The organism is Frankia sp. AgPm24 (assembly GCF_023243055.1).
In the GTDB taxonomy this organism is placed as follows: domain Bacteria; phylum Actinomycetota; class Actinomycetes; order Frankiales; family Frankiaceae; genus Frankia; species Frankia umida.
Map to the genome: position 1 here is coordinate 132,310 of NZ_JALKFW010000004.1, position 22,642 is coordinate 154,951.

Annotated in this window: 20 protein-coding genes and 2 tRNA genes; 14 read left to right on the forward strand and 8 right to left on the reverse strand. The window is 71.0% G+C overall.

Going from position 1 to position 22,642, the window contains the following annotated elements:
* Positions 1 to 99 precede the first annotated feature (99 nt).
* The 4 genes from MXD61_RS02705 to MXD61_RS02720 all read left to right on the forward strand — a co-directional run bounded on the left by MXD61_RS02705 (position 100) and on the right by MXD61_RS02720 (position 4,344).
* Positions 100 to 173 (forward strand) — tRNA-Gly (locus MXD61_RS02705).
* A 471-nt stretch (positions 174 to 644) separates the two neighbouring features.
* The gene (locus MXD61_RS02710) at positions 645 to 1,538 is read left to right on the forward strand and encodes a pyridoxal-phosphate dependent enzyme (protein ID WP_251079336.1); all 894 of its coding nucleotides are present in this window, start codon (positions 645 to 647) and stop codon (positions 1,536 to 1,538) included.
* Positions 1,539 to 1,929: 391 nt separating this feature from the next.
* Entirely contained in the window at positions 1,930 to 3,243 is a 1,314-nt protein-coding gene (locus MXD61_RS02715) for a PfkB family carbohydrate kinase (protein ID WP_248811275.1), read from the forward strand.
* 183 nt (positions 3,244 to 3,426) lie between these two features.
* Positions 3,427 to 4,344 (forward strand): PIG-L deacetylase family protein, encoded by a 918-nt coding sequence (locus tag MXD61_RS02720; protein ID WP_248811276.1) that lies wholly within the window; start codon positions 3,427 to 3,429, stop codon positions 4,342 to 4,344.
* A gap of 57 nt (positions 4,345 to 4,401) precedes the next feature.
* Here the strand turns inward: MXD61_RS02720 and MXD61_RS02725 are convergent, their stop codons facing one another.
* Positions 4,402 to 5,820, reverse strand: a complete 1,419-nt coding sequence (locus MXD61_RS02725; RefSeq protein ID WP_248811277.1) for a glycosyltransferase family 4 protein — start codon at positions 5,818 to 5,820, stop codon at positions 4,402 to 4,404.
* A 720-nt stretch (positions 5,821 to 6,540) separates the two neighbouring features.
* Between MXD61_RS02725 and MXD61_RS02730 the strand changes: the two genes are divergently transcribed.
* From MXD61_RS02730 to MXD61_RS02755, 6 genes are all read left to right on the forward strand, one after another.
* The gene (locus tag MXD61_RS02730) at positions 6,541 to 7,446 is read left to right on the forward strand and encodes a class II glutamine amidotransferase (RefSeq protein WP_248811278.1); all 906 of its coding nucleotides are present in this window, start codon (positions 6,541 to 6,543) and stop codon (positions 7,444 to 7,446) included.
* A 241-nt stretch (positions 7,447 to 7,687) separates the two neighbouring features.
* Entirely contained in the window at positions 7,688 to 8,554 is an 867-nt protein-coding gene (locus tag MXD61_RS02735) for an LLM class F420-dependent oxidoreductase (protein WP_248811279.1), read from the forward strand.
* A 96-nt stretch (positions 8,555 to 8,650) separates the two neighbouring features.
* On the forward strand, positions 8,651 to 9,016 hold the full coding sequence (locus MXD61_RS02740) for a hypothetical protein (RefSeq protein ID WP_248811280.1): 366 nt from the start codon (positions 8,651 to 8,653) through the stop codon (positions 9,014 to 9,016).
* A gap of 216 nt (positions 9,017 to 9,232) precedes the next feature.
* Complete coding sequence (locus MXD61_RS02745; protein ID WP_248811281.1) at positions 9,233 to 9,937, forward strand: GAF and ANTAR domain-containing protein; 705 nt, start codon at positions 9,233 to 9,235, stop codon at positions 9,935 to 9,937.
* Between the two features lie 229 nt (positions 9,938 to 10,166).
* Complete coding sequence (locus MXD61_RS02750; RefSeq protein ID WP_248811282.1) at positions 10,167 to 11,207, forward strand: ABC transporter ATP-binding protein; 1,041 nt, start codon at positions 10,167 to 10,169, stop codon at positions 11,205 to 11,207.
* On the forward strand, positions 11,204 to 11,965 hold the full coding sequence (locus MXD61_RS02755; RefSeq protein WP_248811283.1) for an ABC transporter permease: 762 nt from the start codon (positions 11,204 to 11,206) through the stop codon (positions 11,963 to 11,965). The genes MXD61_RS02750 and MXD61_RS02755 overlap by 4 nt, the downstream gene beginning before the upstream one ends.
* Positions 11,966 to 11,998: 33 nt before the next feature.
* On the opposite strand, the gene MXD61_RS02760 is transcribed toward MXD61_RS02755, so the two are convergent.
* Complete coding sequence (locus tag MXD61_RS02760) at positions 11,999 to 12,445, reverse strand: hypothetical protein (RefSeq protein WP_248811284.1); 447 nt, start codon at positions 12,443 to 12,445, stop codon at positions 11,999 to 12,001.
* A 17-nt stretch (positions 12,446 to 12,462) separates the two neighbouring features.
* Positions 12,463 to 14,016, reverse strand: coding sequence for an MFS transporter (locus MXD61_RS02765; RefSeq protein ID WP_248811387.1), 1,554 nt, complete (start codon positions 14,014 to 14,016; stop codon positions 12,463 to 12,465).
* A 492-nt stretch (positions 14,017 to 14,508) separates the two neighbouring features.
* Between MXD61_RS02765 and MXD61_RS02770 the strand changes: the two genes are divergently transcribed.
* Positions 14,509 to 14,946: a MarR family transcriptional regulator gene (locus MXD61_RS02770; protein ID WP_248811388.1), complete on the forward strand. Its 438-nt coding sequence runs from the start codon at positions 14,509 to 14,511 to the stop codon at positions 14,944 to 14,946.
* A 59-nt stretch (positions 14,947 to 15,005) separates the two neighbouring features.
* Positions 15,006 to 15,094, forward strand: a tRNA-Ser gene (locus MXD61_RS02775).
* A gap of 133 nt (positions 15,095 to 15,227) precedes the next feature.
* Here MXD61_RS02775 and MXD61_RS02780 read toward each other — a convergent pair.
* Positions 15,228 to 16,175 carry a helix-turn-helix transcriptional regulator gene (locus MXD61_RS02780; protein WP_248811285.1) on the reverse strand — a complete coding sequence of 316 codons (948 nt, stop codon included), beginning with the start codon at positions 16,173 to 16,175 and terminating at the stop codon, positions 15,228 to 15,230.
* 814 nt (positions 16,176 to 16,989) lie between these two features.
* Here MXD61_RS02780 and MXD61_RS02785 point away from each other — a divergent pair.
* Positions 16,990 to 17,592, forward strand: a complete 603-nt coding sequence (locus MXD61_RS02785; RefSeq protein WP_248811286.1) for a hypothetical protein — start codon at positions 16,990 to 16,992, stop codon at positions 17,590 to 17,592.
* 37 nt (positions 17,593 to 17,629) lie between these two features.
* On the opposite strand, the gene MXD61_RS02790 is transcribed toward MXD61_RS02785, so the two are convergent.
* The 4 genes from MXD61_RS02790 to MXD61_RS02805 form a co-directional block, all read right to left on the reverse strand.
* Positions 17,630 to 18,001, reverse strand: coding sequence for a DUF3817 domain-containing protein (locus MXD61_RS02790; RefSeq protein ID WP_248811287.1), 372 nt, complete (start codon positions 17,999 to 18,001; stop codon positions 17,630 to 17,632).
* Positions 17,998 to 18,522 carry a hypothetical protein gene (locus tag MXD61_RS02795; RefSeq protein WP_248811288.1) on the reverse strand — a complete coding sequence of 175 codons (525 nt, stop codon included), beginning with the start codon at positions 18,520 to 18,522 and terminating at the stop codon, positions 17,998 to 18,000. Before MXD61_RS02795 ends, MXD61_RS02790 begins: the two co-directional genes overlap by 4 nt.
* A 305-nt stretch (positions 18,523 to 18,827) precedes the next feature.
* Positions 18,828 to 20,150, reverse strand: a complete 1,323-nt coding sequence (locus tag MXD61_RS02800) for a hypothetical protein (RefSeq protein WP_248811289.1) — start codon at positions 20,148 to 20,150, stop codon at positions 18,828 to 18,830.
* On the reverse strand, positions 20,151 to 21,137 hold the full coding sequence (locus MXD61_RS02805) for a SigE family RNA polymerase sigma factor (protein WP_248811290.1): 987 nt from the start codon (positions 21,135 to 21,137) through the stop codon (positions 20,151 to 20,153).
* Positions 21,138 to 21,973: 836 nt separating this feature from the next.
* Between MXD61_RS02805 and MXD61_RS02810 the strand changes: the two genes are divergently transcribed.
* Positions 21,974 to 22,615, forward strand: a complete 642-nt coding sequence (locus MXD61_RS02810) for a nitroreductase family protein (RefSeq protein ID WP_248811291.1) — start codon at positions 21,974 to 21,976, stop codon at positions 22,613 to 22,615.
* Positions 22,616 to 22,642 lie beyond the last annotated feature (27 nt).

Below are 22,642 nucleotides of genomic sequence, written 5' to 3' on the forward strand. Positions count from 1 at the left end.
CGGCAGGGTGGACAGCCAGGTTCGACGAGCTGTCCACGACCTGCCGGGCCCCGGCCCGACGCCGCGAGCCGCTCATCCGGTACGATGCGGTTGCACCACGCGGGCGTAGTTCAGAGGCAGAACACGAGCTTCCCAAGCTTGCAACGCGGGTTCGATTCCCGTCGCCCGCTCCATTTTGGGTTAGCTGTGTCGATCGGTGATCGACCGGGCGTTTCGTATGTTGCCGGGGGGCCGAGCCCCCCGAGCCCCCCGCGGTGTGGATGTGGGTGGTATTTTCTCCTGCGGTGGGTGGGGCTCAGGTTGTGTTCGTTTGGGAGAGCGTCTCTGTAACTCGCCGGCTGGCTCCGAGAACAGAATGCACATGTTCGAGCGCTTCGTCCTGGGTGGATGCAACGTGAACACTGGGCTGCCCGACCAGCCGGCTGCCCCACTTCGTGCGCTGCCAGAGGTACCGGCTCTCTCGGCGATCTCGGGCCACGTGAGTTTCCGGGGCTGTAGGCGAAGTAGGGCAACAAGGTATGCCCGCTCCTCATCATCCAGCCGGACATGGCTGACATTCCAGGGGAGTGCGTACTGTGGTGCGTTACAGCGAACGACAGGGGCGGAGAGTGAAGAGCCGGAGCCCGGAAGGGGAGGTGGGTGCGCTGGGCGGGCCGGGAGTGGCGGGCCTTGGGGTGCGGGTGCCGTCGCCGGTGGAGCGGTTGGTCGATTCGCGGCTGTCGGGGTACGGGGTCGAGGTGTTCCTGAAGCGGGACGACCTGATTCACCCGGAGGTGCCGGGTAACAAGTGGCGCAAGCTCGGTCTGAACCTTCGCGCGGTGCTCGATCAGGGGCACGAGACGATCGTGACGTTCGGCGGGGCGTATTCGAATCACATCCGGGCGGTCGCGGCGGCCGGGCGGGCGCTTGGGATCGCCACGGTCGGGCTGATCCGGGGCGAGGAGCACCTGCCGCTCAACCCGTCACTCGCGGCGGCCCGGCGGGACGGTATGGACCTGCACTATGTGGACCGCGGCGTCTATCGGCACCGGGCGTCGGCGGAGTTTCTTGGCAGCCTGCCCGCGCGGTTCGGCCGCTTCTACCTGATACCCGAGGGCGGCTCGAACGACCTGGGGGTGCGGGGCTGCGTCCAGATCGCGGCGGAGATCGGCACGTCCTACGATGTCGTGGTCTGTCCGTGCGGCACCGGCGGCACCCTGGCCGGTCTCAGCCATGGGCTGGCCCCTGCGGCTGGGACGCGCGCGGTGGGAATCGCCGCGCTGAAAGGGGCGGACTTCCTGCGGGATGAGGTCCGGCGCCTGCAGCACGCGGCGTTCGGCGGCGTCAGCGAGAACTGGTCGATCGAGCTCGGCTATCACGGTGGTGGATTCGCGAAGACGTCTCCTGAGCTGCTGGCCTTCGCCGCCGAGTTCGAGCGGCTGCACGGTCTCGCGGTGGAGCGGGTCTACGTCGCGAAAATGCTTGCCGCCGTCATGGACATGGTCCGAAACGGGCGCTTCGTGGGTGGACAGTCGGTTCTCGTTGTGGTGACCGGCTAGCCTTTCGCCGAGGCTGGCCGGGTGGGTGGGCGGGTGGGCGAATCGGGCGGTCTTCGGCTCGGTGAACCGGATGGGCGCGTCCAGGGTCGGCGGTGCCGGGCCGCGGTGCCGGTCCACCCAGTCGGAAGGTGTGGTTTCGCAGAGCGATCCAGCCGTTGTGCCGTCCACTATGAGATCGACGCGGTGAAATTTACAGGCAACGGAACGTGCGAATTTTGAATTTCATCATGCCCTTGGGTGATGGCTCGGTCATGGGTCGCGGGCCGATTCGGGGTGTCGATTGTGGTGTCAACTACGGTGGCCCCGAGCACGCCGGTCCGGGAGTTTCGCCGGACCGATCGTCAGTGCTCGTCCGAGACCATCGCAGAACACGAGCCCGCACGGGGGATGTGTGAGGACCACGGGCGCCGGTCATGACGGCGCGGAGGACGTCAGCGAGTGTGAGCTCTGCGCCGACAACGGAGTCGGCGCGGCGCGGGAGCGCGGCGCCCAGGAGGACAGCGACGGCGCGGGTGGGCCGGCGGGCTTTCTGGTGGCCGGCGGGTTCGTGCTCGACTGCCTGATCAGCACCTCGGAGTTGCCGGTCTGGGGCGATGACCTGCGGGCCGACGCGATGCGTACGGTGCCCGGTGGCAAGGCGCTGAACCAGGCGATCACCTTCGCCCGGCTCGGCGGTCGGGTCGCGGCGGTCGGCTCGGTCGGCCGCGATCCCGTGGGTGAGGCCATCCGCTCGGTGCTGATCGCGGACGGGGTGGACGTGTCCGCGATGGCCGTCCACCAGGGTGCGCCGACACCGGTGTGCGTCGTGCACAGCCGGCCGGACGGGGAGAAGGCCGTGGTGTGGCGGGTACCGGACGAGCTGGCGCCGACCGCGAGCACCATCCACGAGGCGGCCCGCGGTCTCGGCGGTCGGGTCGGTGCGACGGTGGTGACCTTCGAGTTTCCCGCGGCCACCGCGGAGCTTGTCGCCGCGGCGGCCGCGGTGGGGCGCTGGGTGGTCGTCCACCCGGCACCCGCGCTGCCGCCGGCGGGAGCGGCGGTGGCGGGGGACCGGACCGCGCTACTCGGCCGCGTGCCCTGGGATCTGGCGGACGTGCTGGTGCCGAACGAGGCGGAGGCACGCGCACTGCTGGTCGGGCATCCCGGCGCGGCTGGCCCCGCGCGCCTGCTCGCCGACGCGCTCGCCGACCACCTCGGCGTGCCGATCGTGTGCGTCACGCTGGGGGCGCGGGGCTGTGTGCTGCGCTCCAACGGACAGAGCTCCCCCCACCGCGCCTCGGCGAGGATCGTGGTGGATACGACCGCGGCCAGCGACGCGTTCACGGCGGTGTTCACCGCGCAGCTGGTGGCGGGCTGGTCGCCGCTGGACGCGGTGCACGCGGCGCAGCGGGCGGCGGTCCGCACGGTCGGCCGTCCAGGTGGCTATGAGGCCCTGCCCACCCACGCCGAACTGCTCCACCTCACCGACCCCGCTGGCCGTAGAGACCCCGCTGGCCGTAGAGACCCTGCCGGCCGTAGAGACCCTGCCGGCCGTAGAGACCCTGCCGGCCGTACCGACCCGACCGGCCCTGGCGGGGCGAACCCGCCGGGCTCGGCGGTCGCGCGCATCCCGGTCGCTCGTCTGGCCGGTTCGGAGACGGCGCCCGTGCGTGTCGGCCGGCCGGTTCGATCCGCACGGTCCGTGGCATCGCGAGCACCGGTCTGACGCCCGGTGTCGGACCCGACGCCGCCTGTGGCGGCCGCGTTCGCGGCTGACATTATGGTCGGGACGTCATCCGTGCGGGTGGAACCGGTCAGGGTGGACGCGTCCGATTCCGGGAGGATCTTCCGGTTCGGCGGGACGAACCGGGGCTCGCGGGGAACAGAAGCAGGGAAGGCGGTGGCGCGAATGGCCTGGCAGTCGACACTGCGTGACCCGCGGGCAGCGCGGGCGGAGGCGATGGTGCTCGCTCGGTCGGCGGCACGATGGGTGTGGCTGCGGCGTGGCACCGATGTCACGGCCAGCATGGCCCGGTCGTCCTGCCTGGTCGTGGCGCCGCATCCGGATGACGAGACGTTGGGCTGCGCCGTCGCGGTGATCCGTAAGCGGGCCGTGGGCACACCGGTGACCGTCGTGATCGTCAGTGACGGGTCGAAGGCGGAGCCGGTGACACTGCCACCGGAGGAGCTCATCGAGGTTCGGGAGACGGAGACCCGGCGGGCCTGCGCGGTGCTCGGGGTACCCGAGACCGACGTGTTGTTCCTGGGTTTCCCCGACTCGGAACTCGGTGGCGCGCTGGACGCGATCGCACTGCGGCTGGCCGAGATCATCCGGGCCCGCCAGCCCGCGCAGGTGCTGATCCCGGCGTCCTGCGAGGGGCATCCCGATCACGACGCGACCCATGAGGCGGCCACCCGGGCCGTTGCCGCGGCGGGCTTCACCGGCCAGGTACTGGAGTACACGGTGTGGCTGTGGACCCACTGGCCATGGACGCGCGGCTATGGCACGCGGGATCGTTCGGTGAACCGGCTGCTGGTGGAACCCGCCCGCCGGCTGCGGGAGGGCCATCCACTGCTCGTCGACGCGCGCGGCCTGCGGACACGGCAGCGTCGGGCGCTCGCCGAGCACGTCACCCAGGTCGGCGATGGCTCCCCGGCCGGCACTGGCCTCGCGGCGGGGGCGGCCGGGGCGGTCGAACCGGCGGCCGTGCCGGTGACCGGTCCGCTGCTCGCGACGCTGCGCAGCCGGCACGAGGTCTACGTCGAAGCCGGCGCGCTGCGCCACCTCGACTTCCCCCGGCCCTGGCGGGACGCCACGCCGAAATAGCGGCGGATGGCACGGGGCACCGAGGCTGGCTGAGCCACCACGGTCGCGTGGTGGCGATCAGGCGGTGTCGTGGATGTCCTGCGGGTGCTCCGACACCGTCGGCAGCGTCGACGGAAGTGGCAGTGCCGACGGAAGTGGCAGCGTCGAGGGCGTCATCGGCGATGCGGTCGGGGGCGCCGAGCCGGGGGGCAGGGTCAGCAGCGCGGGGTCGATCCGGCGGCGCCGCCACGCTCCTGGCCGGGCGGCGAAACCGGTGATGGCGTCCCGGTAGGCCTCCTCCTTGCGGCGGGCGATCATCATCGGGTCGATCTCGGCGACCCCGACCCGGCCCTGGGCGCCGACGGCGGCCGCTCGTGCCGGATCAAGCAGATAGGGCGCGAGCGCGTCGGCGAGGGCCGCCGGATCATCGACGGGGACGACCGCCCCGCCACCCCAACGCTGGACGAACGGTGCGATGCCGGTGCGTGTGGTGGTGACCACCGGACGGCCGGCGGCCATGGCCTCGGCGGCGGCGATGGAGAAGCTCTCGAACCGGCTCGGCACGGCCACGACCCGGGCCTGTCGGTAGACCTCCCGGACCTGCTCACCGCCGAGATGACCGGTGAACTCGACGTCCAGGCCGAGGTCGCGGGCCTGTCGTTCCAGCCAGGTACCGGCGGGGACACCGTGGATCTCGCCGGCGGGCCGGCCCGCGAGCACCAGCCGATGGTCGACGCCGGCCGCCCGCAGCCGGGATGACGCGTCGAGCAGCACGTCGACCCCCTTGTACGCCTCGAGCCGGCCGACGGTCGCGATCACCGGCCTGGTCCGGGAGACGTCCGGGATGCCGAGCCAGGGCACGGCGTCGAACGGGTTCGGGATGACTTCGACCGACCGGCCGCTCAGCCAGCCACGGTCACGCAACGTGTCGACGAGCAGCTGGGACGGAGACGTGACCACATCCGCCAGATCCGCGGACATCCGGTCGAGCCGGTCTGCGAGGCGGCCCTTCGGACCGATCGGCGCGCCGGCGAGCTGGACGGTCAGCATCGTCGGGCAGTGCAGGTGGATCGCCAGCGGCCGGCTGCGGGCCATGGCCTGCATGAGACCACGGGTCTCGCCGTCCTGGGTCTCGATGACATCCGGCTGGAGTCTGAGCTGGCGCATCCACATCGTGTAGGACAGCGGCAGGCTGGCCCGGAGGCTGATGGAATCCCGCGGGTAGAGCGGCCCGCGCAGCCGGTCGCCGATCGGGCCGAGACCACGGCTGACCGGCAGGCGCAGCAGCGGCCGGCGGTGGACGTGCACGCCGTCCTGCACGGTGTCGACGATGCGGTGCCCCTGGGCGCACACCACGTGGACCTCATGCCCGAGCTTCGCCAGGGCGATCGCGAGCGTCGCCGTGTAGCTGCCCGCGCCGTCCCACACCACCGGCGGGAACTGTTCGCAGAGAAACACGATGCACAGGCTGTGTAGCGAACGGAAGTAACTCGCCATGGGTCTCCGTTCCACCACCCGGGCGCCCGATCCGCGGTGCCACGTGGGAGCAATGTCGGGGCTACGTTACTCCGCCCGGCAAGGCAATCCGGCGAATCCGCCACCGAATCCAGTCGGCGATTTGGACCTTCCGTGGTGATTGGGGTTTTATGTCTGTTCTGATGCCTGGCGGGAGAGGCGTCCGGATGGGCCTATTGTGGCCAGGTCGTGCCGATCTTTGGAGGCCAGGGCCGATGCGAGTCGATCTGGCGCCCGATTTGAGTCGGTGGGCACGTTGTCTCAAAAATACTAAACTCGACAATTACGTCAGAGTAGCCAACGTCCAGCTCGCAGCGTGCACAAGCGAGCCGGATCCGCGCGGTCACGGCTGTCCTGGAGGCATCGCGGAAGGCGGCCGTGCTCCGAGGGGGCGGCGCCGCGCCGCGGAAACGGGCCAGCGGGCCGTGCTGGTCCAGGGTGGGTCTGCCCCGGTGGTGGTGGCCGAGCTGGTGGTGGGGCATGAGGTGGTGGCGGTGGGGTGGGGTGGTTGCCTGGATGTTTCCGTTGCATATTGCGCGATGAAACGAAACAGAATTGTGCCTGGTGGGTGTTGTCCGCGCCCCAGTGGGGCATCGGGTGCCGGGCGCCGGGAATATCGTCCGGTCTCGGGCATGGCCACGGCGCGGGAGGGAACAGACCCGTCGACATGAGGGAGGGTGACATGAGGGGAGGGGAGGACTGATGTGCCACCTGTTCGCGATGAGTAGTGGGCCGACGCCGATCAGTGCGACGTTCTGGCTCCTGGACGCGGCCGACAGCCTCGATGCGGCGCCGCGTCGCTCGCCGGACGGGGTCGGGCTCGGCGCGATCGGTCCGGACGGGGCGCTGCGGGTGCTGCGGCAGACGATCCGCGGCAGCGCCGACACCGAGTTCGCCCGCCAACCGCAGGAGATCACCGCGACGACCTTCGTCGCGCATGTCCGGCATGCCTCGACCGGGCGGGCCAGCGACGAGAACACGCATCCGTTCGTCCGGGATGGTCGGATCTTCGCGCACAACGGGGTGATCGAGGGGCTGCGGCAGCTGGAGGACGAACTGGGCGCGGCCGGCCTGGGGGTGGCGGGGGACACCGACTCCGAACGGTACTTCGCCCTGATCACCAGGGAGATCGCTCGGCATGACGGCGACGTGGGGGCGGGCATCACGTCCGCTGCCCGGTGGATCGCGGCCAATCTGCCGATGTACTCGATCAACATGATCCTGATCGCCGGCGGCGAGCTCTGGGCGTTGCGCTACCCGGACACCAACGGGCTTTATGTGTTGCGCCGCGGCCCGGGTGGGCGCAACGCGCGTCATCTTGACCATGCGAGCCCCTTCAGTGAGATCCGGGTCCGCTCGGTCGATCTGCTGGAGGCTCCGGCGGTGGTGGTGGAAAGCGAGCGGATGGACGAGGACCCACGCTGGCGTCTGCTGGACAGCGGCGAACTGCTGCACGTCGCGGCGGATCTGACGATGACATCCGAGACGGTGCTGTCCGGCCCACCGGCCCACCAGCTCACCCTGGACGAGCTGCGTCCGCAGGCGGCCACGTCCCAGACGACCGCCGTCCCCGAACATCCGGTGACGACGGCGTCGTCCGTTCGCTGACGTCCGTTCGCCGGCGTCCGATGGTGGACGCCCGATGGTGGGGGTGGTGGTCGGCCGTATGCGTGGGCCGACGGGACGGGCGGGCTGAAGGTCGTGGTCAGATCGGGGTCGAACGGGACGATGCGCTCGGGTCGTTCGGCCCGGGCAAACAGGCCGACATAGCCGGCGTGTGCGCGGGGTAGCAATCGTGATGGGGTGTCGGTGCGGACAGTCGCAGTTCCCTGCGCGGAAGGGGCTCGTCGTGGTTGTTGAGGTCGGCAGGATTGGGCTTTGGGCAGCTCAGCGGCAATGGCCGACGGACGTCCGAGCCCGGACGGACATCGCCGTCGAGGTGGCGTCGATGGGCTTTCCAACGATGTGGATCGGGGCGGCGAGCGGGGACCTGGAACTCCCGGCGGCCATCCTGGATGGCACCGAAGGGCTGGTCGTCGGTACAAGCATTCTGAACATCTGGACCGAGAAGGCGGACATCGTCGCCGATCACTACGCGATGCTCGCGAAGGCGCACCCTGACCGGCTGCTGCTCGGATTCGGTGTCGGGCACCGGGAGCCGGTCGAGCGGGCCACCGGACGGCCCTGGGAGAAGCCGGTGGAGGTGCTCCTCGACTACCTCGACACGCTGGACGAACTCGGTGTGCCGCGCGAGGACCAGGCGCTCGCCGCACTCGGACCCAGGGTGCTGGGCATCGCCGCCGAACGCACGGCGGGGGCGTTGCCGTATCTGGTCACCGCCGAGCACACCCGCGAGGCTCGTCGGCTCCTCGGCCCGGGCCCGCTGCTGGCCACCGAGCAGAAGGTCGTGTTCAGCACCGACGCCGAGCAGGCCCGGGCGATCGCCCGCCGCGCCCTGGCTCCCTATCTGGGCCTGCCGAACTACACGAACAACCTGCGTCGCCTCGGCTTCACCGACGTCGATCTCACCGACGGTGGCTCAGACCAGCTCGTCGACGCGCTGGTCGCCTGGGGGGACGAGACGGCGATCCTGGCCCGCATCGGTGCTCATCACGGCGCGGGGGCGAACCACGTCGCCGTGCAGGTGCTCACCGACACGCCGGGCGAACTGCCCCGGGCCGGCTGGGCTCGGCTGGCGGCGGCGATCGGCGGCTGATGTCTGCTGCCGGGCGGGCCGCGCGTGCGGTAGTCTGTCCGGCAACCGATCAATTCGCCTGCCCTGTGTCTGCGGCCGAGTCACGGAGAGTGACGCATGCCCGCAGACGATTCCATCCTGTCCCAAGCGGCGCACGACCCTGGTGGTCGGCTCGAGACGCCGGACGCCATCCCGGCCGCACGCGCCGGGCAGCAGGAGCTGCCGGCGGCGAACATCCCCGCGCCGGCAGCCGAAACGCACCCCACGGCGATCACCGTCGAGGATGGGTCCGAGCTGGTCGACAGCCTGATGTCGGGGATGAGCGCCGGCGAGCGCGAGCACCTGCTTGAAATGATCAACACGTCGATCGAGGCCGAGCGCACCGCGGCCTTCGACGGTACGGTGCGTCGTCAGGTCGATGTCGGAGTACGCCGTCGGCGCTCGTCCCGCGCGGTACAGGGCGCGGACGACGCCGGTGCGTAGCCGCCGGGCGGGCTGGTAGCGCGCACGGTGATCCGGCAGGATGGCACGACATCGAGACAGCAACCGACGGCCGCCCGAGACGACCCTGACGGCCGTGGCGACAACGCCAGCACCGGCGGTACTGGCGGCGCTGCCAGTACTGGCAGTGCTGGCAACAGTGGGTCTGCGGGTACGCAGTCCCGGCGCGCGGCGGGTCGTAGAGGCGGGAGTGCGATCGTGGAGATCGACAAGGTGCGCCTGGACGCGAGCCTTGCCCGACTGCATCACCAGGTGCCCAGTCAGGTCGAACTCGCCAAGCTGGTCAGCGAGGTGGTGGGCGCGGTCACCGAGATCTTCGATCTGGCCGGTGCGGGTGTGCTGCTGGTGGACGCCGACCGGGCGCTGCGCAGCATCGCCGCCTCCGACAGCACGGGCGCCCTGCTCGAACGGGTCCAGGAGGAGTTCGGCGAGGGACCGTGCGTGGAGTCGTTCATAGTGGACGAGATCGTCGTGTCCAACGACATCACGACCGATGACCGGTGGCCGCGGGTCACCCCGGCCCTGGCCGCCGGGGGCGTGCGGGCCGTCCTGGGCGTACCGGTACGCCTCGGTGGTGGCCCGATCGGGACGTTGAACGTCGCCGACAACCAGGTCCGGCAGTGGACGGCCAGCGAACGCGACGCGATCGTGCACTTCGGTGGGGTGCTGGAGAACCTGCTGCTGGCCGGGCTGATCGCCGACCGCAACGACCGGCTCGCCCGGCAGTTGCAGTACGCGCTGGACTATCGGGTTCCCATTGAGCGTGCGGTGGGATATCTGATGGCGACGATGCGCACCGACCCGGTGTCGGCCTTTGAGAGACTGCGGCGCACCGCGCGGGACGAACGGCGCCGGGTGTCGGAACTCGCCGAGGAGATCCTGGCCGGACGACGCAGCCTCTGACGACGCGGCCTCTGACGACGCGGCCTCTGAGGCGTCCGAACAGCATCACGTCGCGGTGTCGTTCTGTCAGGTTGGCGACATGCCGCGTTGGGTGGCCAGCTCTGGTCCGGCGGGCAGGTAATCCGCCAGGATGGGTGCGTACTGACGCCAACCCGGCCCGGCCCAGCTGACTGGCCAGCCCGGCAGCCCGGCCAGTCAGGGCAGTGGAGCACCGCCCGAGCGGAGACGAATGATCGAGGCACAGGGGCTCACCAAGCGGTATGGACGAACGGTCGCGGTCAATGACCTGTCGTTCGCGGTGGCGCCCGGCAAGGTGACCGGCTTTCTCGGGCCCAACGGCGCGGGAAAGTCCACGACGATGCGGATGATCCTGGGGCTCGACAACCCGACCGCGGGAACGGTCCGGATCAACGGTCGGCGCTACGCCGAGCTGCGCCATCCGCTGCGGCAGGTCGGGGCGTTGCTGGACGCGAAGTGGGTGCACCCCAACCGGTCCGCCCGGGCGCATCTGCGCTGGATCGCGGCATCCAACCGGATTCCGGCCCGGCGGGTCGACGAGGTGCTCGAGGCTGTCGGGTTGACCGCGGTGGCGGGTAAGCGCGCCGGCGGGTTCTCCCTGGGCATGTCCCAGCGCCTGGGCATCGCGACCGCGTTGCTGGGTGACCCGGGTGTCCTGCTCTTCGATGAGCCGGTCAACGGGCTCGACCCCGAGGGCATCCTGTGGATTCGGCAGTTCATGCACCGGCTGGCGGATGAGGGTCGCACGGTGTTCGTCTCGAGCCATCTGCTCTCCGAGATGGCGCTGACCGCCCAGGATCTGGTCGTCATCGGCCGTGGGCGGCTGATCGCCCAGACCAGCACGCGGGAGTTCATCGACAACGCCTCCGAATCGGCGGTCCGGGTGCGTGGGCCGGAGATGGAACGGCTGCACGGCCTGCTCACCGGCCAGGGCCTGACCGTCCGCGACGTGCCGGCCGGTGACGCGGGGCCCGCGGCCCTGCTGGTGCCGAACACCAGCACCGAGCAGATCGGCGAGCTGGCCGGGACGGTCGGGCTGGTCCTGCACGAACTCGCCGCCCAGCGCGGCTCACTGGAAGAGGCCTTCATTCAGCTCACCGGGCAGGACGTGGAGTATCACGGCGGTGGGTCCGGCCCTCCCGGCACCGTCGGCGGGGCGGTTCCACCGCCCACCAGCGGGCCACCGATCGATCAGGCGGCGGTCGGGGTGCCGGCGTCGGGTGCGCCCACGCGGGGAGGCGACGCGCGATGACGCTGCTCACCGTGGAGCGGATCAAGCTGTTCTCCACCCGCTCGCCGTGGTGGTGCATGATCCTGGCGACCGTCCTGACCGTGGGATTCACCTCCATTATCGCCGCGACCACCAGTTCGAACGACGTAGCCGACCTCACCCCGGACGTCACCCAGTTCGCCTACAACTTCGGGCTCGTGGTGATGATGGTGATGGCCACGCTGGCGGTCACCACCGAATACCGGTTCGGCACGATCCGTTCGACGTTTCTCGCCGTGCCCACCCGGACGCCCGCGCTTGTCGCCAAGCTCGTGGTGGTGGCGACCCTGGCCGCGGTCGTCGGTGAGCTCACCGGCGTCGGGTCCTGGGGGATCGCCCGGCTGATCCAGCCGGACGCCCCGCTCGGGCTGAACACCGCCCAGGAGTACCGCGGTGTCTTCGGCGTCGGCCTGGTGTACCTGCTGGCCGCGGTGTTCGCGATGGCCATCGGTCTGATCGTCCGGCAGTCCGCCGGCGCGATCGTGATCGAACTGATCTACGTGCTTCTGGTGGAGAACCTGCTACCGGTGATCCCGCGCGTCGGCGATCACATCCAGCACTGGCTCCCCTTCATCGCCAGCAACAACTTCGTCGTCGCGGGCGCCCCCCGCCACGCGGACGGGCCGCCGGTGATCGACGACATGCCGCTGGGCCCGTGGGGATCGCTGCTCTACTTCGCCGCGGTCTGCTTCGGGTTGTTCCTGATCGGCACGATCCTCGCCCGCCGTCGCGACGCCTGAGTCCCGCCGGGCGCCTGAGCTCCACGGGACTCCTCAGGCGCCCGGGCCCCACAGGTCACGGCCGGCCCGGAGCCGCTCGCGGGCCTTCATCCGGGCCTCGTGGACGTGGCGCTGCCCGCCGGTCAGCCGGCGCCGCACGTCCGCGTCCGCCTCGACGAAGGGCCGGTAGTAGAGGTCGTCGTACTCCTCGACGATCTGGAAGGTCCAGCGTCCGTCCAGGACGTTGCGGCCGAGGAGCTCCTCGCGCAGCTGGGCCGCGATCCGGCGGTGCCCCGCCTCGGCCAGCTGTTCGAGAGCCTCGCCGAGCAGGAGATCTGCGTGCCCGGACAGCTGGTGGAACTCGTACAGCGCGCCCCGGGCCCGCTCGACGCATTCCAGTGCCTCACTGAGCCGTCCGACCGCCGCCACGGTGGCGTCGTCGAGGTCCTCCCGGGTGTGGTGGGCCTGGCCACCAGTGCTGGCCTGCGCGGATCTGCTCACCCAGGCGGGATTCCCGGTCACCGCCCGTCCGACACCGCCTGTACGTGCGGACCACTGACGTGCACCGCGTCGTCCGGCAGGGGCCGTGGGAGGGGGAGGTCGACCGCGGGGCGGCGGCCGGGGATGAGCGCGGCGACCCCGAGCGCCAGCACCGCCGCGACGGTCGCGATGACGAAGGTGATCCGGAACCCGGACAGGGTCGGTACCTGGGCACCCTGGTAGGACGTGGTCATGTGGGACAGCACGACCCCGATCAGCGCCGCGGCGGTCGAGGTACCGAGCGCGCGCATCAGGGTGTTCAGACCGTTGGCCGCGGCCGTCTCGGTCGGCGGCACCGCTGCCATGATCAGCGTCGGCATGGCCGCGTAGGCGAAGGCGACCCCGAGGCCGACGATCGCGCAGACGATGAGGATCTGCCAGATCGCGTTGAGGAACGCCACACCGATCGCATAGCCGATCGCGATGATCAGCACGCCGAGCATCAGGCTGGCCTTCGCGCCGAACGCGGCGATGATCCGGGCCGTGACGGGCGAGGCCAGCACCATCACCACGCCGAACGGGGCGAAGCACAGCCCGGCGACCACCATCGACTTCCCGAACCCGAAGCCGGTTCCGCTCGGAATCTGCATCAGCTGCGGGACGACCAGCGACAACGCGTACATCGCGACGCCGACGATGATCGAGGTGATGTTGGTCATCAGGACCTGACGACCGGCGGTGATCCGCAGATCGACCACCGGGTTCGGTACCCGCAGTTCCCAGAAACCCCAGACCAGCAGGGTCAGCACCCCGCCGATGGCCAGACCGACGGTGGCGGGAGCGCCCCAGCCCCAGTCGCTGCCCTTGGAGATCACCAGCAGCACGGCGAGCAGACCGACGAACAGCCCACCCGCCCCGACGACGTCGAAGCGGCTGCGCCCCGCCCTGACCCCGACGCCGGCCCTGGCGTTGTCTCCAGCCCCGTCTCCGTCCGCGTCGCTGGCGAGCGGCGGCGCCGGTATCACCCGCCACAACACCACGAGCATGATCGTGCCCAGGCCGGCCGCTCCCCAGAACAGCACATGCCAGTCGGCGTGCTGCGCGACCAGCGCGGACAGCGGGATGCCCAGCGCGCCACCGATGCCGAGCGAGGAGCTCATCAGGCCAAGGGCGGCGCCGAGCCGCGCCGGCGGCAGGACGTCGCGCATCATGCTGATCCCCAGCGGCACCACACCGGACGCCATGCCCTGCATCGCCCGTCCCGAGACGACCGGCAGCAGGCTGCTCGTCATCGCGCACAGCAGCGAACCGGCGATCAGCAGCACCTGGCTCGCGATCAGCAGACGCTTCTTGCCGTACATGTCGCCGAGCCGCCCGGCGATCGGTGGTGCGACCGCCGAACCAAGCAGGGTGGCGGTCACCGTCCACGCCGTGTTCGACGCGGACGAGTGCAACAGCCTCGGCAGATCCGGGATCAGCGGGATCATGAGCGTGTACATCAGGGAAGCCACCGTGCCGGTGCAGGCCAGCGTGGCGATGATCGGACCGACGGCCGGCTCGCCCGAGCGAGGACCGCTGTGGTGGATCGACACCTGTGTCAAGGAAGCCTCCCTGTCATGGCGAGGCGCGAGGCGCCGCGTACCACGAATGTCGGAGTCGAAAGTGATCGAAAGTGATCGAGAAGTGGCGAAAGCGGCGCGAACCGTGCGGACAGGTCGACCTGGCCTGTGTCCAGGCGAGCGCGCGCGGCATCCACGACGACACCGGACGACTCCCCGCCTGGTAGGCCGGGCCATGGCGGGCTGGCGCCGAGACGACGCCCGCCCGCCGGATGTGCATGCTACACGTAATATGCATCATGCACAGCCATGGATCTGGTCGATAATGAGACCGGACCGGAATCATCCGGACGACCGGGCGTACCGCCCACCGACCTGGCGGAGGCGATCATGAAGGACGACCTGTCGACCGACCTCCGCCGCGTCGACGCGCGCGATCAGCCCGACACCTCGCCGCGCGAGCGCGCCCAGCGCTGGGAGGGCCAGGTCCGCGACACGCAGCTGCGTGAGATCGAGCGGGAACTGATGCTGCTCACGCGCCACCACATCCTGCCGGCCTCCAACCACCGCCCCGGCCAGCGCACCCTGGAACGCTCCGCCTACCTGCTCCTGAGCCGCATCGAGGTCGAGGGCCCGATGACCCTCGCCCAGCTCGCCGAGGCCTTCTCCCTGGACGTCTCCACCGTCAACCGCCAGACGGCGGCCATGGTGCAGGCCGGCCTCGTCGACCGCATCCCCGACCCGGACGGCGGCATAGCCCGCAAGCTGGCCATCACTCCCGAGGGTGGGCAGCGCCTGCACGCCGATCGCGACTTCGTCCTCGGCGCCCTCGCGAAGATCCTCACCGAATGGCCCGGCGGCGACCTGCGTCTGCTCGCGGACGTCCTCAGCCGCTTCAACCTGACCTGCGAGCGCGAGTACGACTACGTCTGGCCCCGCCCCACCCCCGTCCCCGAGCGCTGATCGGGGACCTGCCCCGGGAATGATCGCTGACATCGCGGCGACATAAGATGGGACGGCCAGGAGGGCTCGCCTAGTGGCCGATGGCGGCGGTCTTGAAAACCGCTAAGGGGAGTGATCCTCTTCGTGGGTTCGAATCCCACGCCCTCCGCTCCACCGGTCCTCACCGGCTGTCCGCGGACAGGGCGCGGACACGATCGCGCGTGATGCCGAGGGTTATGCGGCCCCATGCCGAGGGTTGGTAGGCGTGCGGAGGTCGATATCTCCGAACAACCCTCGGCATCTCATGATCTTGGCTGTGATCCGTGGGTGCTGGCGTCGGCGCGGGCGACGAGCTCGGTGATCGTCCGGGTGGTGGTCGCGTCCGCGGGCAGGAAGAGTTCGATCGCCAGTTCCGAGACGGTGACGTCGGTCGGGGCGTTGAAGGTCGTCATCGTCGACAGGAACGTGAGGACCTGGTCGCCGACGCGGAGACACAGCGGCAGCGCCAGCGCCGGCGCGGAGTGGCTGCCCGGCGGAGCCGGCGGGCCTGTTCCGTTCGCTCTGGTCCCGGCCTCGCGCCATGAGTCGGGGTCAGGACCGGGAGAGGCGACGGCGACGGGGACGGGGACCGGATAGCCGGACACCTCCTCGTACAGCGCGTGCAGGGCGGACGGGCCACCCGCGATCATGCTGCGGCGGAGCGTGTCCAGCAGATGCTCGCGCCACCGCGGGAGGTTGACGATCCGCGGAGCGAGGCCCCGGGGGTGCAGGGCCAGGCGCATCAGGTTGACGGGCGGGCGGAGCAGGTCGGGCGCCACGCCGGTGAGCAGGGCCTGGGTGGGGCGGTTGGTCATCACGATGTCGAAGGGGCCGTGCAGGACGAGGGCGGGGTTCGGTTCGCAGGCGGCGAGGAACTCGACCAGGCCGGCGCGCACGGCGGCCATGGCCGGGTCGGTCAGGGGGGTTTCGGTGAACGCCGGGGCGTAGCCGGCCGCGAGCAACAGGGCGTTGCGGTCGCGCACCGGCACCTCGAGGTGGTCGGCCAGGCGCAGGATCATCGCCCGGCTCGGCAGGGCCTTGCCGGTTTCGACGAAACTGATGTGTCGGGCCGAGCTGTCCGCCCGAAGTGCTAGCTCGAGCTGACTAAGCCGACGCTGCTGGCGCCACCGCCGCAGCAGTGCGCCCACCCCCGCCGCGGTACCCCCGCGCGGTGCCGCCCGCGGCCGGTCGTCGCCGACGGTGCTCGTCATGTGGACAACGGTAGCCAGTTCTGCCGCTTATGGTCGTTCGCTCGTTCGGCATCGGGTGTCATCGTGTTCGCTGGTTGTGGGAATGGTGTTCTGCGTGGTCTGTGGTGGGCGGAGCAAGGGTTGCACCACAAAGGTTGCGCACAATGCCCGGAGTGGGGGGATTGGCCCCGGCATGGCGGCCCCCGAGCCCGATGCGCTGGCCAAACACCCCGAAGACTCGACACCCGGTTGCGTGACGCTTGTGCTGGTCTGCGACAGGATGACCGGGTGCCTCCCCGTCGGTCGTCGTCCCCTCGCGCGATCCCGGCCGCCGTCGCCTCGCCCCGGCGCCCTCGCGCGGTTTCCGTGACCCTTCACTCTGATCTGGATCCGGCCAGCCGGCCGCCGGCGCTGCCGATCCAGATACCCCGTCGTCGCCAGCCCGAGGCCGGTCTGCGCGCACCCGTCACGGCCAGTTGTGCGGGATGCGATGCGCGGTGGACCGACTCGGCCACGACGCACTGTGGTTCGTGCCATCAGTCCTGGCCGACGGTGGAGGGCTTCGACGACCATCTCGTCGACTGTCCGGCCCATCCGGTCATCGCGGCGCGGCGGACCCGGCGCGTCGACGAGCCCGACCGGGTGGCCATCGGCTGACGGTCGCACCGCCCGGACCTGGCCAGGTCAGTGCAATGCGCGCTTGTGCCGGGCCGTCTGGTCGCAGACCTGTTACGTTCCGGCGCGGAAGCAACCGGTGACCGTCGATGCTCGGTGCGTCCGGCCGCGCTGCCGGATGACGCCGGCACCGCGGCCGGGCACAGCGACGGAGGGCTCGATGACGGTCTGCGGGTTGGTCCGGCTGGACGGGGTGAACGTGCGGCGGGCGGCCCTGACGGCGATGCTCGCCAGCTCGGCTCGGGGCTTGCCAGCCGCCCGCGGAGTGCATCTGGACGGGGTCTTCGGTGCGGTCACGGCCGCCGAGCCGGATGCCGACCCGACGCCGCCGTTGGCCGTCGACGACGCGGGCCTGCTCCTGATCGCCGACCGCGCGCCGCGGTCCCCCGCCCTGCGCGTCCTGCGCCGGAGCGGACCGCGTGACACAGGCGGTCAGCGGACGGCGTTGCGGGGCACGGCGAACCCCCCGGTCACGGTCGCATGGGAAACGTCCAGGTCACGGCTGGTCCTGGCGCGCCCGGCCGGCGCGAGGTCCCAGATGATCATTTGGACGGACGGCCGGGTCTACGCCTTCGGGACAGAGCTGGAGCAGGTGCGGGCGGCGGTGCGACCCCGCGATGGTCTTCGGCGGCCGCGGTGGCTCGGTCAGGGCGAGGTGCTCACGATCGCGGTGCCGGTGTTGCGCCGACCGGTGCCCCCGACAGCCCGCGGGCAGGCGTCCGGACCGGCCCGACCGGTGCGCGACTCCGTGCCCTGCCGCTGAGATCCCTGCCGCTGAGCGGGGATGGTCGCGGCTGTGGTCAGGTTCGGTCGGTCGCCAGGTGCTGCCGGCGGACGAACGTGGTGACCTTGCGTTCGGCGACGAAGGACAGGAACGGAATCGTCCCGGCGAGCATGACGAGGACCGCGCGCCCCAGCGGGAGCCGGCAGCGGGTGGCCAGGTCGTAGGTGCAGGCGAGGTAGACGACGTACAGGATGCCGTGCACCGGCCCGACGATCGCCACGACCGTGCTGATGTCGGCACCGTACTTCAGGGGCATACCGACGCAGACCAGCAGGATCAGGCCCACACCGACCACATAGGCGATCACCCGATAGCGCAGCAGGGCGCCACGGATGGCGGCCGGCGTCGAACTCGCGGCGGGTCGGGAGGGGGAGAGGCTGGTCGTCATCCGCGGGCTCCGTTGATCTGCGGGGGGGTGGTGGTTCGCGCCGCGGGGTCGAGCTGCTTCGTGGGCTGGCTCGCGGTGATCGCCCGCAGCGCGTCCTGCTGCGCATCCCGGTTGTACAGGGCAGCGAGGTAGCGATTGTAGGCGGCGACCTCCTCGTCCTCGTCATCCGCGACGAGCGACCCGCCCGCGGTCAGCATCCGGGGGCCGCCCGCGCCGAGCTGGTGTGGTGTCTCCGGGGCGATCCGGCCGCCGACGCCCCACTGCGGACCCTCGAGGTCCGGCGGCGACAACGCCTCTTTGATCATCCGAAACCACCAGTAGACGACGAAGACGGCGAAGACCGGCCACTCGACGCCGTAGAAGAGGTTCTGCATCGTTCCCTGGGCGGACTCGCCCTTGGTGAACTGCCAGATTCCCATCCGGATGAACAAGGCGACCAGAGCCAGCGCGAGCAGATGCCGCGCGATCCATGAGGGTGCAAAAAACAGCCGACGCACGGACTCGACGCTACCCCTCGACATCGCCACACCGTCGCGATCGTGGTGGTGCCCACCCGCGGGTGCCTGTGCACTGGGACGTTCGGGCGGGGCCGCGCGGTGGCGCGGTGAGCGGGCTGGCCGATCCTGGCCAGACCGGCCAGCCCAGGTGTCGTGCTACGGCCTGCCGCCCGGCTGGGGGGGGTTAGTCGGACGAGGCGGCCGGAACGCCGGCCGGGCCTCCTGGCGCGGGGACCGGATGGACGTTCACCTACTCTGTCGTCCGAACGGGGTCGGAAGGTTGTCGCTCCGGGCCGGATATTTTTAGATTTTTCAAGCTTCGGGTGGCCTCAGCGCAGGACGGCGGCGGCGAGGGTCCAGGCCGCGCCGTCCACGCCGGTGATGGTGATCGTGGTCGTGCCGATGGCGCCCGGCAGCGTCAATGTGATCATCGCGTCGGATGAGCCGTCCACCTGTCGTGAGGGCAGGTCCACGGTGAAGGTGTGGGTTCCCGCCAGCGAGGTGATCGTGATCTGCACCGCGCCGGTGGACGCGCCCAGGTAGATCTGCAGCTGGCGGGGCTGCAGGACGACGGTGCTCAGCGTCGCCCTGCCCTGGACGGCGAGGCGCTCGTTGTCGTCGCTGCCGATCAGGTTCGGGAAGCCACCGAACCAGGTGAACCCGGAGGTCGACTCCTGGGTCGCGCTTCCCGAGGCGAACGCGAGCAGTCGGGGGACGGGCAGCGCCGCACGGGTGCGAACACCGTTCCAGCCGTCGCCGAAAAGCACCCAGTCCGTGGCGTCGGTGGGCAGCCGCACCTGGCTGCCGGCCGGGAAGGGCACGGTCTGGCTCGTGTAACGCCCCTGCGTGACGGGAGTCGTGTCCGCCGCGGGGAGATCGGACGAGCCACTCGCTGCGCTGCCCGCCGGGCCGTTCTGGCCGGTCCGCGGTGCGGTCTGGGCTGGTGGCGGGGCACTGGCCGGGGGCGGTGTCCGGCCGCCCTGGCCCTGCGGGGTCGTCGCGCTGGTCGGCTCGGTGGTGGCGGTCGTCGCCCACGGCGATCCGATGGGATGCGGTGCGCCGGTCACCGTCGTCACCGGCGGATTCGGCGAGCCGGTACCCGGAACACCGCTGACGACGGCGAGCAGCGCGACCAGACCCATGCTGATGCCGGCGACGGCGGCGCCGACCAGAATCCGGCCGTGACGTCGGCCCGGCCGGCGTGGCCCGCCGCGGCCGGTCCGGATGCGGGACCCGTGCGTCCCACGGATCGGACGTCCCCCCGGACCCGGCACCGCGCTCGTGCCCGGCGCCGCCTCCATACCTGACCCCGTGCCCGTGCCTGACCCCGTGCCCGCGGCGGCGGTCGCCGGCAGCGCGCTCGTGGTCGCCGCCGTGCCCGCCACTGGTGCGGTGGTCTCGACGGGTGGGTCGTGCTCCAGCTCGCCGTAGGGCGTGAAGGGCGAGGTGGGGCCGTCCACGAGGGCCAGGGGCGCGGCGGTGGGGGCCGGACCGGGCGGGAAGGCGGCTCCGAGTGAGGCCGCGATCCGCGCCCGGATGCGCTCGGAGTCCGGCTGATGCCTCTCCATCTCGGCGTTCAGCAGGGTGCCGAGATCAGTCCGCCAGGGGCTGTCTGGCTCGCCGCGCGTGCCGCGCTCACCATCCATGGCCATTTACGCCTCGCCCACCCGCCAGCCGGGCCAGTTACGGGCCTCGGGGCGCAGCCGTCGACGAATGCGTTCGGTGGGGTGGTCGTCCTTGTCCGGCAGGTCGACCCGAAGGAGTTGTCCGTTCGGTGGTGGATCATTGGTCCGCGTGGCCGCTCCGGACCGGGCGGGCGGGTGTGGCGCGGCGTGCGACACCGGCTCGAGGCGAACCGGGCGCGCGGGGCCGGCATGCCGGTCCGGCATCGGATCCCCTCGATCATCGGCGCAGGCTGACGGGCCGGAGCCGGATCCGGGGCCGGAGTGGGAACCGGACGATCCCGGGCGACGGCGACCGGGACGCAGCGACCCGCCGCGCCCGCCGCCCGCCCGCGGCGGGACGTGATCACCGGATCCGCGCGGCGCCGAGCCGCGCCCGGAGGCCCGGCTGGGCGCGTCCGCCGACCTGATCTCCAGGCCGGGCGACGGGGCCGGTCCGACGGGGCTGCCCCGAAGCAGCCGCTCCAGGTCGGCGACTCCGCGGGCGGTCTGGCTCTTCACCGTCCCGACAGAGACGCCCAGCGTCCGGGCGGTCTCGGCCTCGGACAGGTCGAAGGCATAGCGCAGCACCACGCACGCCCGCTTACCGGGCGGCAACGACATCAGAGCGCTGCGCAGGTCCACGACTGCGGGTACGTCCGGCTCGGGGGTGTAACCCTCGGTCTGTTCACCAAGAGCGAGCAGGCCTCGGCGTTCGCGCACGACCCTACGGACCCGGTCCGCCGCCAGGTTCGCGACGATCCGCCGGACGTAGGCCAGTGGAAGCTCGGCCGCGCGGACCCGGTCCCAACGGGTCCAGGCGGCGGTGAGGGCGTCGGCGGTGATGTCGTCGGCCGCGTCGTGGTCGCCGCTGAGCAGATACGCGAACCGGCTCAGTTCACGGTGGTGGCGCTCGAAGAAGGCCCGGAACTCCGCCTGGTCTCCAGGGTCGTCGTCGTCGGCCGCGACCGCTTCCACTGGCACGCTCCCCGGGCTGGGCCTGGCCGGCGCATCCCAAGCCGGTCAGTCAGCCGATGCTGTGGTCGTCCGTTGCAGGTTGCAGAGGGACCTTCGTCGACGGTGATGCGGGTCTGACGCTAGCGGTCCGACCCACTCGTAGGTGTGGTGCTCCGGGATGCTTCGGGACTTCTTTCGTTAATACGGCGATACGAGCAGAACACCTCACGCGGGATGCAACCTGGATGCCGTCCGTCCCGTTGCGGGCGGTGGACGGAAAAGCGCAGGTCGGAAGGCATGTGAGCGCGGCGAAGCTGCGGTCGGCGGGGGAGGGGGGTCGGTATCGGGCCGACTTCTCGCCGAAACACCGCGAATTGTTGTGAATGCATGGTTGTCATTGTTCTGGGGTAGCCCGTTGGGTGTGTCGTACCGGTTTGTCGCTACCCGGACGGGTGGGCGCCGTGGCGCCATCCGTGACGGGACCGTTCGGTAAGGGTGATGAACCGGCGACGCCATGCGATGCTGGGTCGATGTTTCCGCTGCCAGGCACCCCGGGTACAGCGGGTGCTATGTCCAGCCTGCTTCTGCCGACCTGTCCGCCGGCCACGCGCCGAACGGTGGTGGCCGGTGTCCACCCCCACCGGCCGGACTCCCCGCCGCCGCCACTCGATCCGGATCTGCCGATTCCCGATGATCCGGGCCCGCTGTTGCCGGATACTCCTGACCTGCCGCCAGCGCCCCATGAGCCCTCGCCGTTCACCGAACCGGCACCGGACGCGCCCGCGGAGCCCGAGCCCGAACCCGTCTAGGAGCCGCCCGGATCCGCCGGGGGCTCCGCATCCCATCGAGGACCGGTAGTGACCTCTGCACTGACCCCGGACGAGCTGCTGACGACCACGCGCAGTGTGCGCAAACGGCTGGACTTCGACCGTCCGGTGGACCCGGAGATCATCCGCGACTGCCTGCGGATCGCCCTCCAGGCGCCGTCCGGCTCGAACGCCCAGGGCTGGCACTGGATCGTCGTGACCGACCCGGAGCTTCGCGCGGGGATCGGGGAGCTGTATCGGCGATCGGCCCTCCCGTATCTCGATGGGGGCGGCGCGTACGACGATGCCCACAGCCCGCAGCGCCGGGCGGTGCAGGACCGGGTCGACGACTCCGCGCGTTACCTCGCCGAGAACATGCACCGGGTGCCTGTCCTCGTACTGGGCTGCCTGGCCGGTGACGCGGCCCAGGTACCGGCGGCGTCGCAGTCGGCGTTCTGGGGGTCGCTGCTGCCGGCCGCGTGGAGCTTCGCGCTGGCTCTGCGCGCACGTGGCCTTGGCAGTGCCTGGACGACCCTGCACCTCGCCTACGCCGACGAGGTGGCACGGCTGCTGGGCATCCCGGCGGGCATCAGCCAGGGTGTGCTGCTGCCCGTCGCCCACACCCTCGGCACCGACTTCCGGCCCGCCGCCCGCGAACCGCTCGAGTCCGTCCTGCACTGGGACCGCTGGTAGGACGGACGGGCGCCGCTGGTGGGCGAG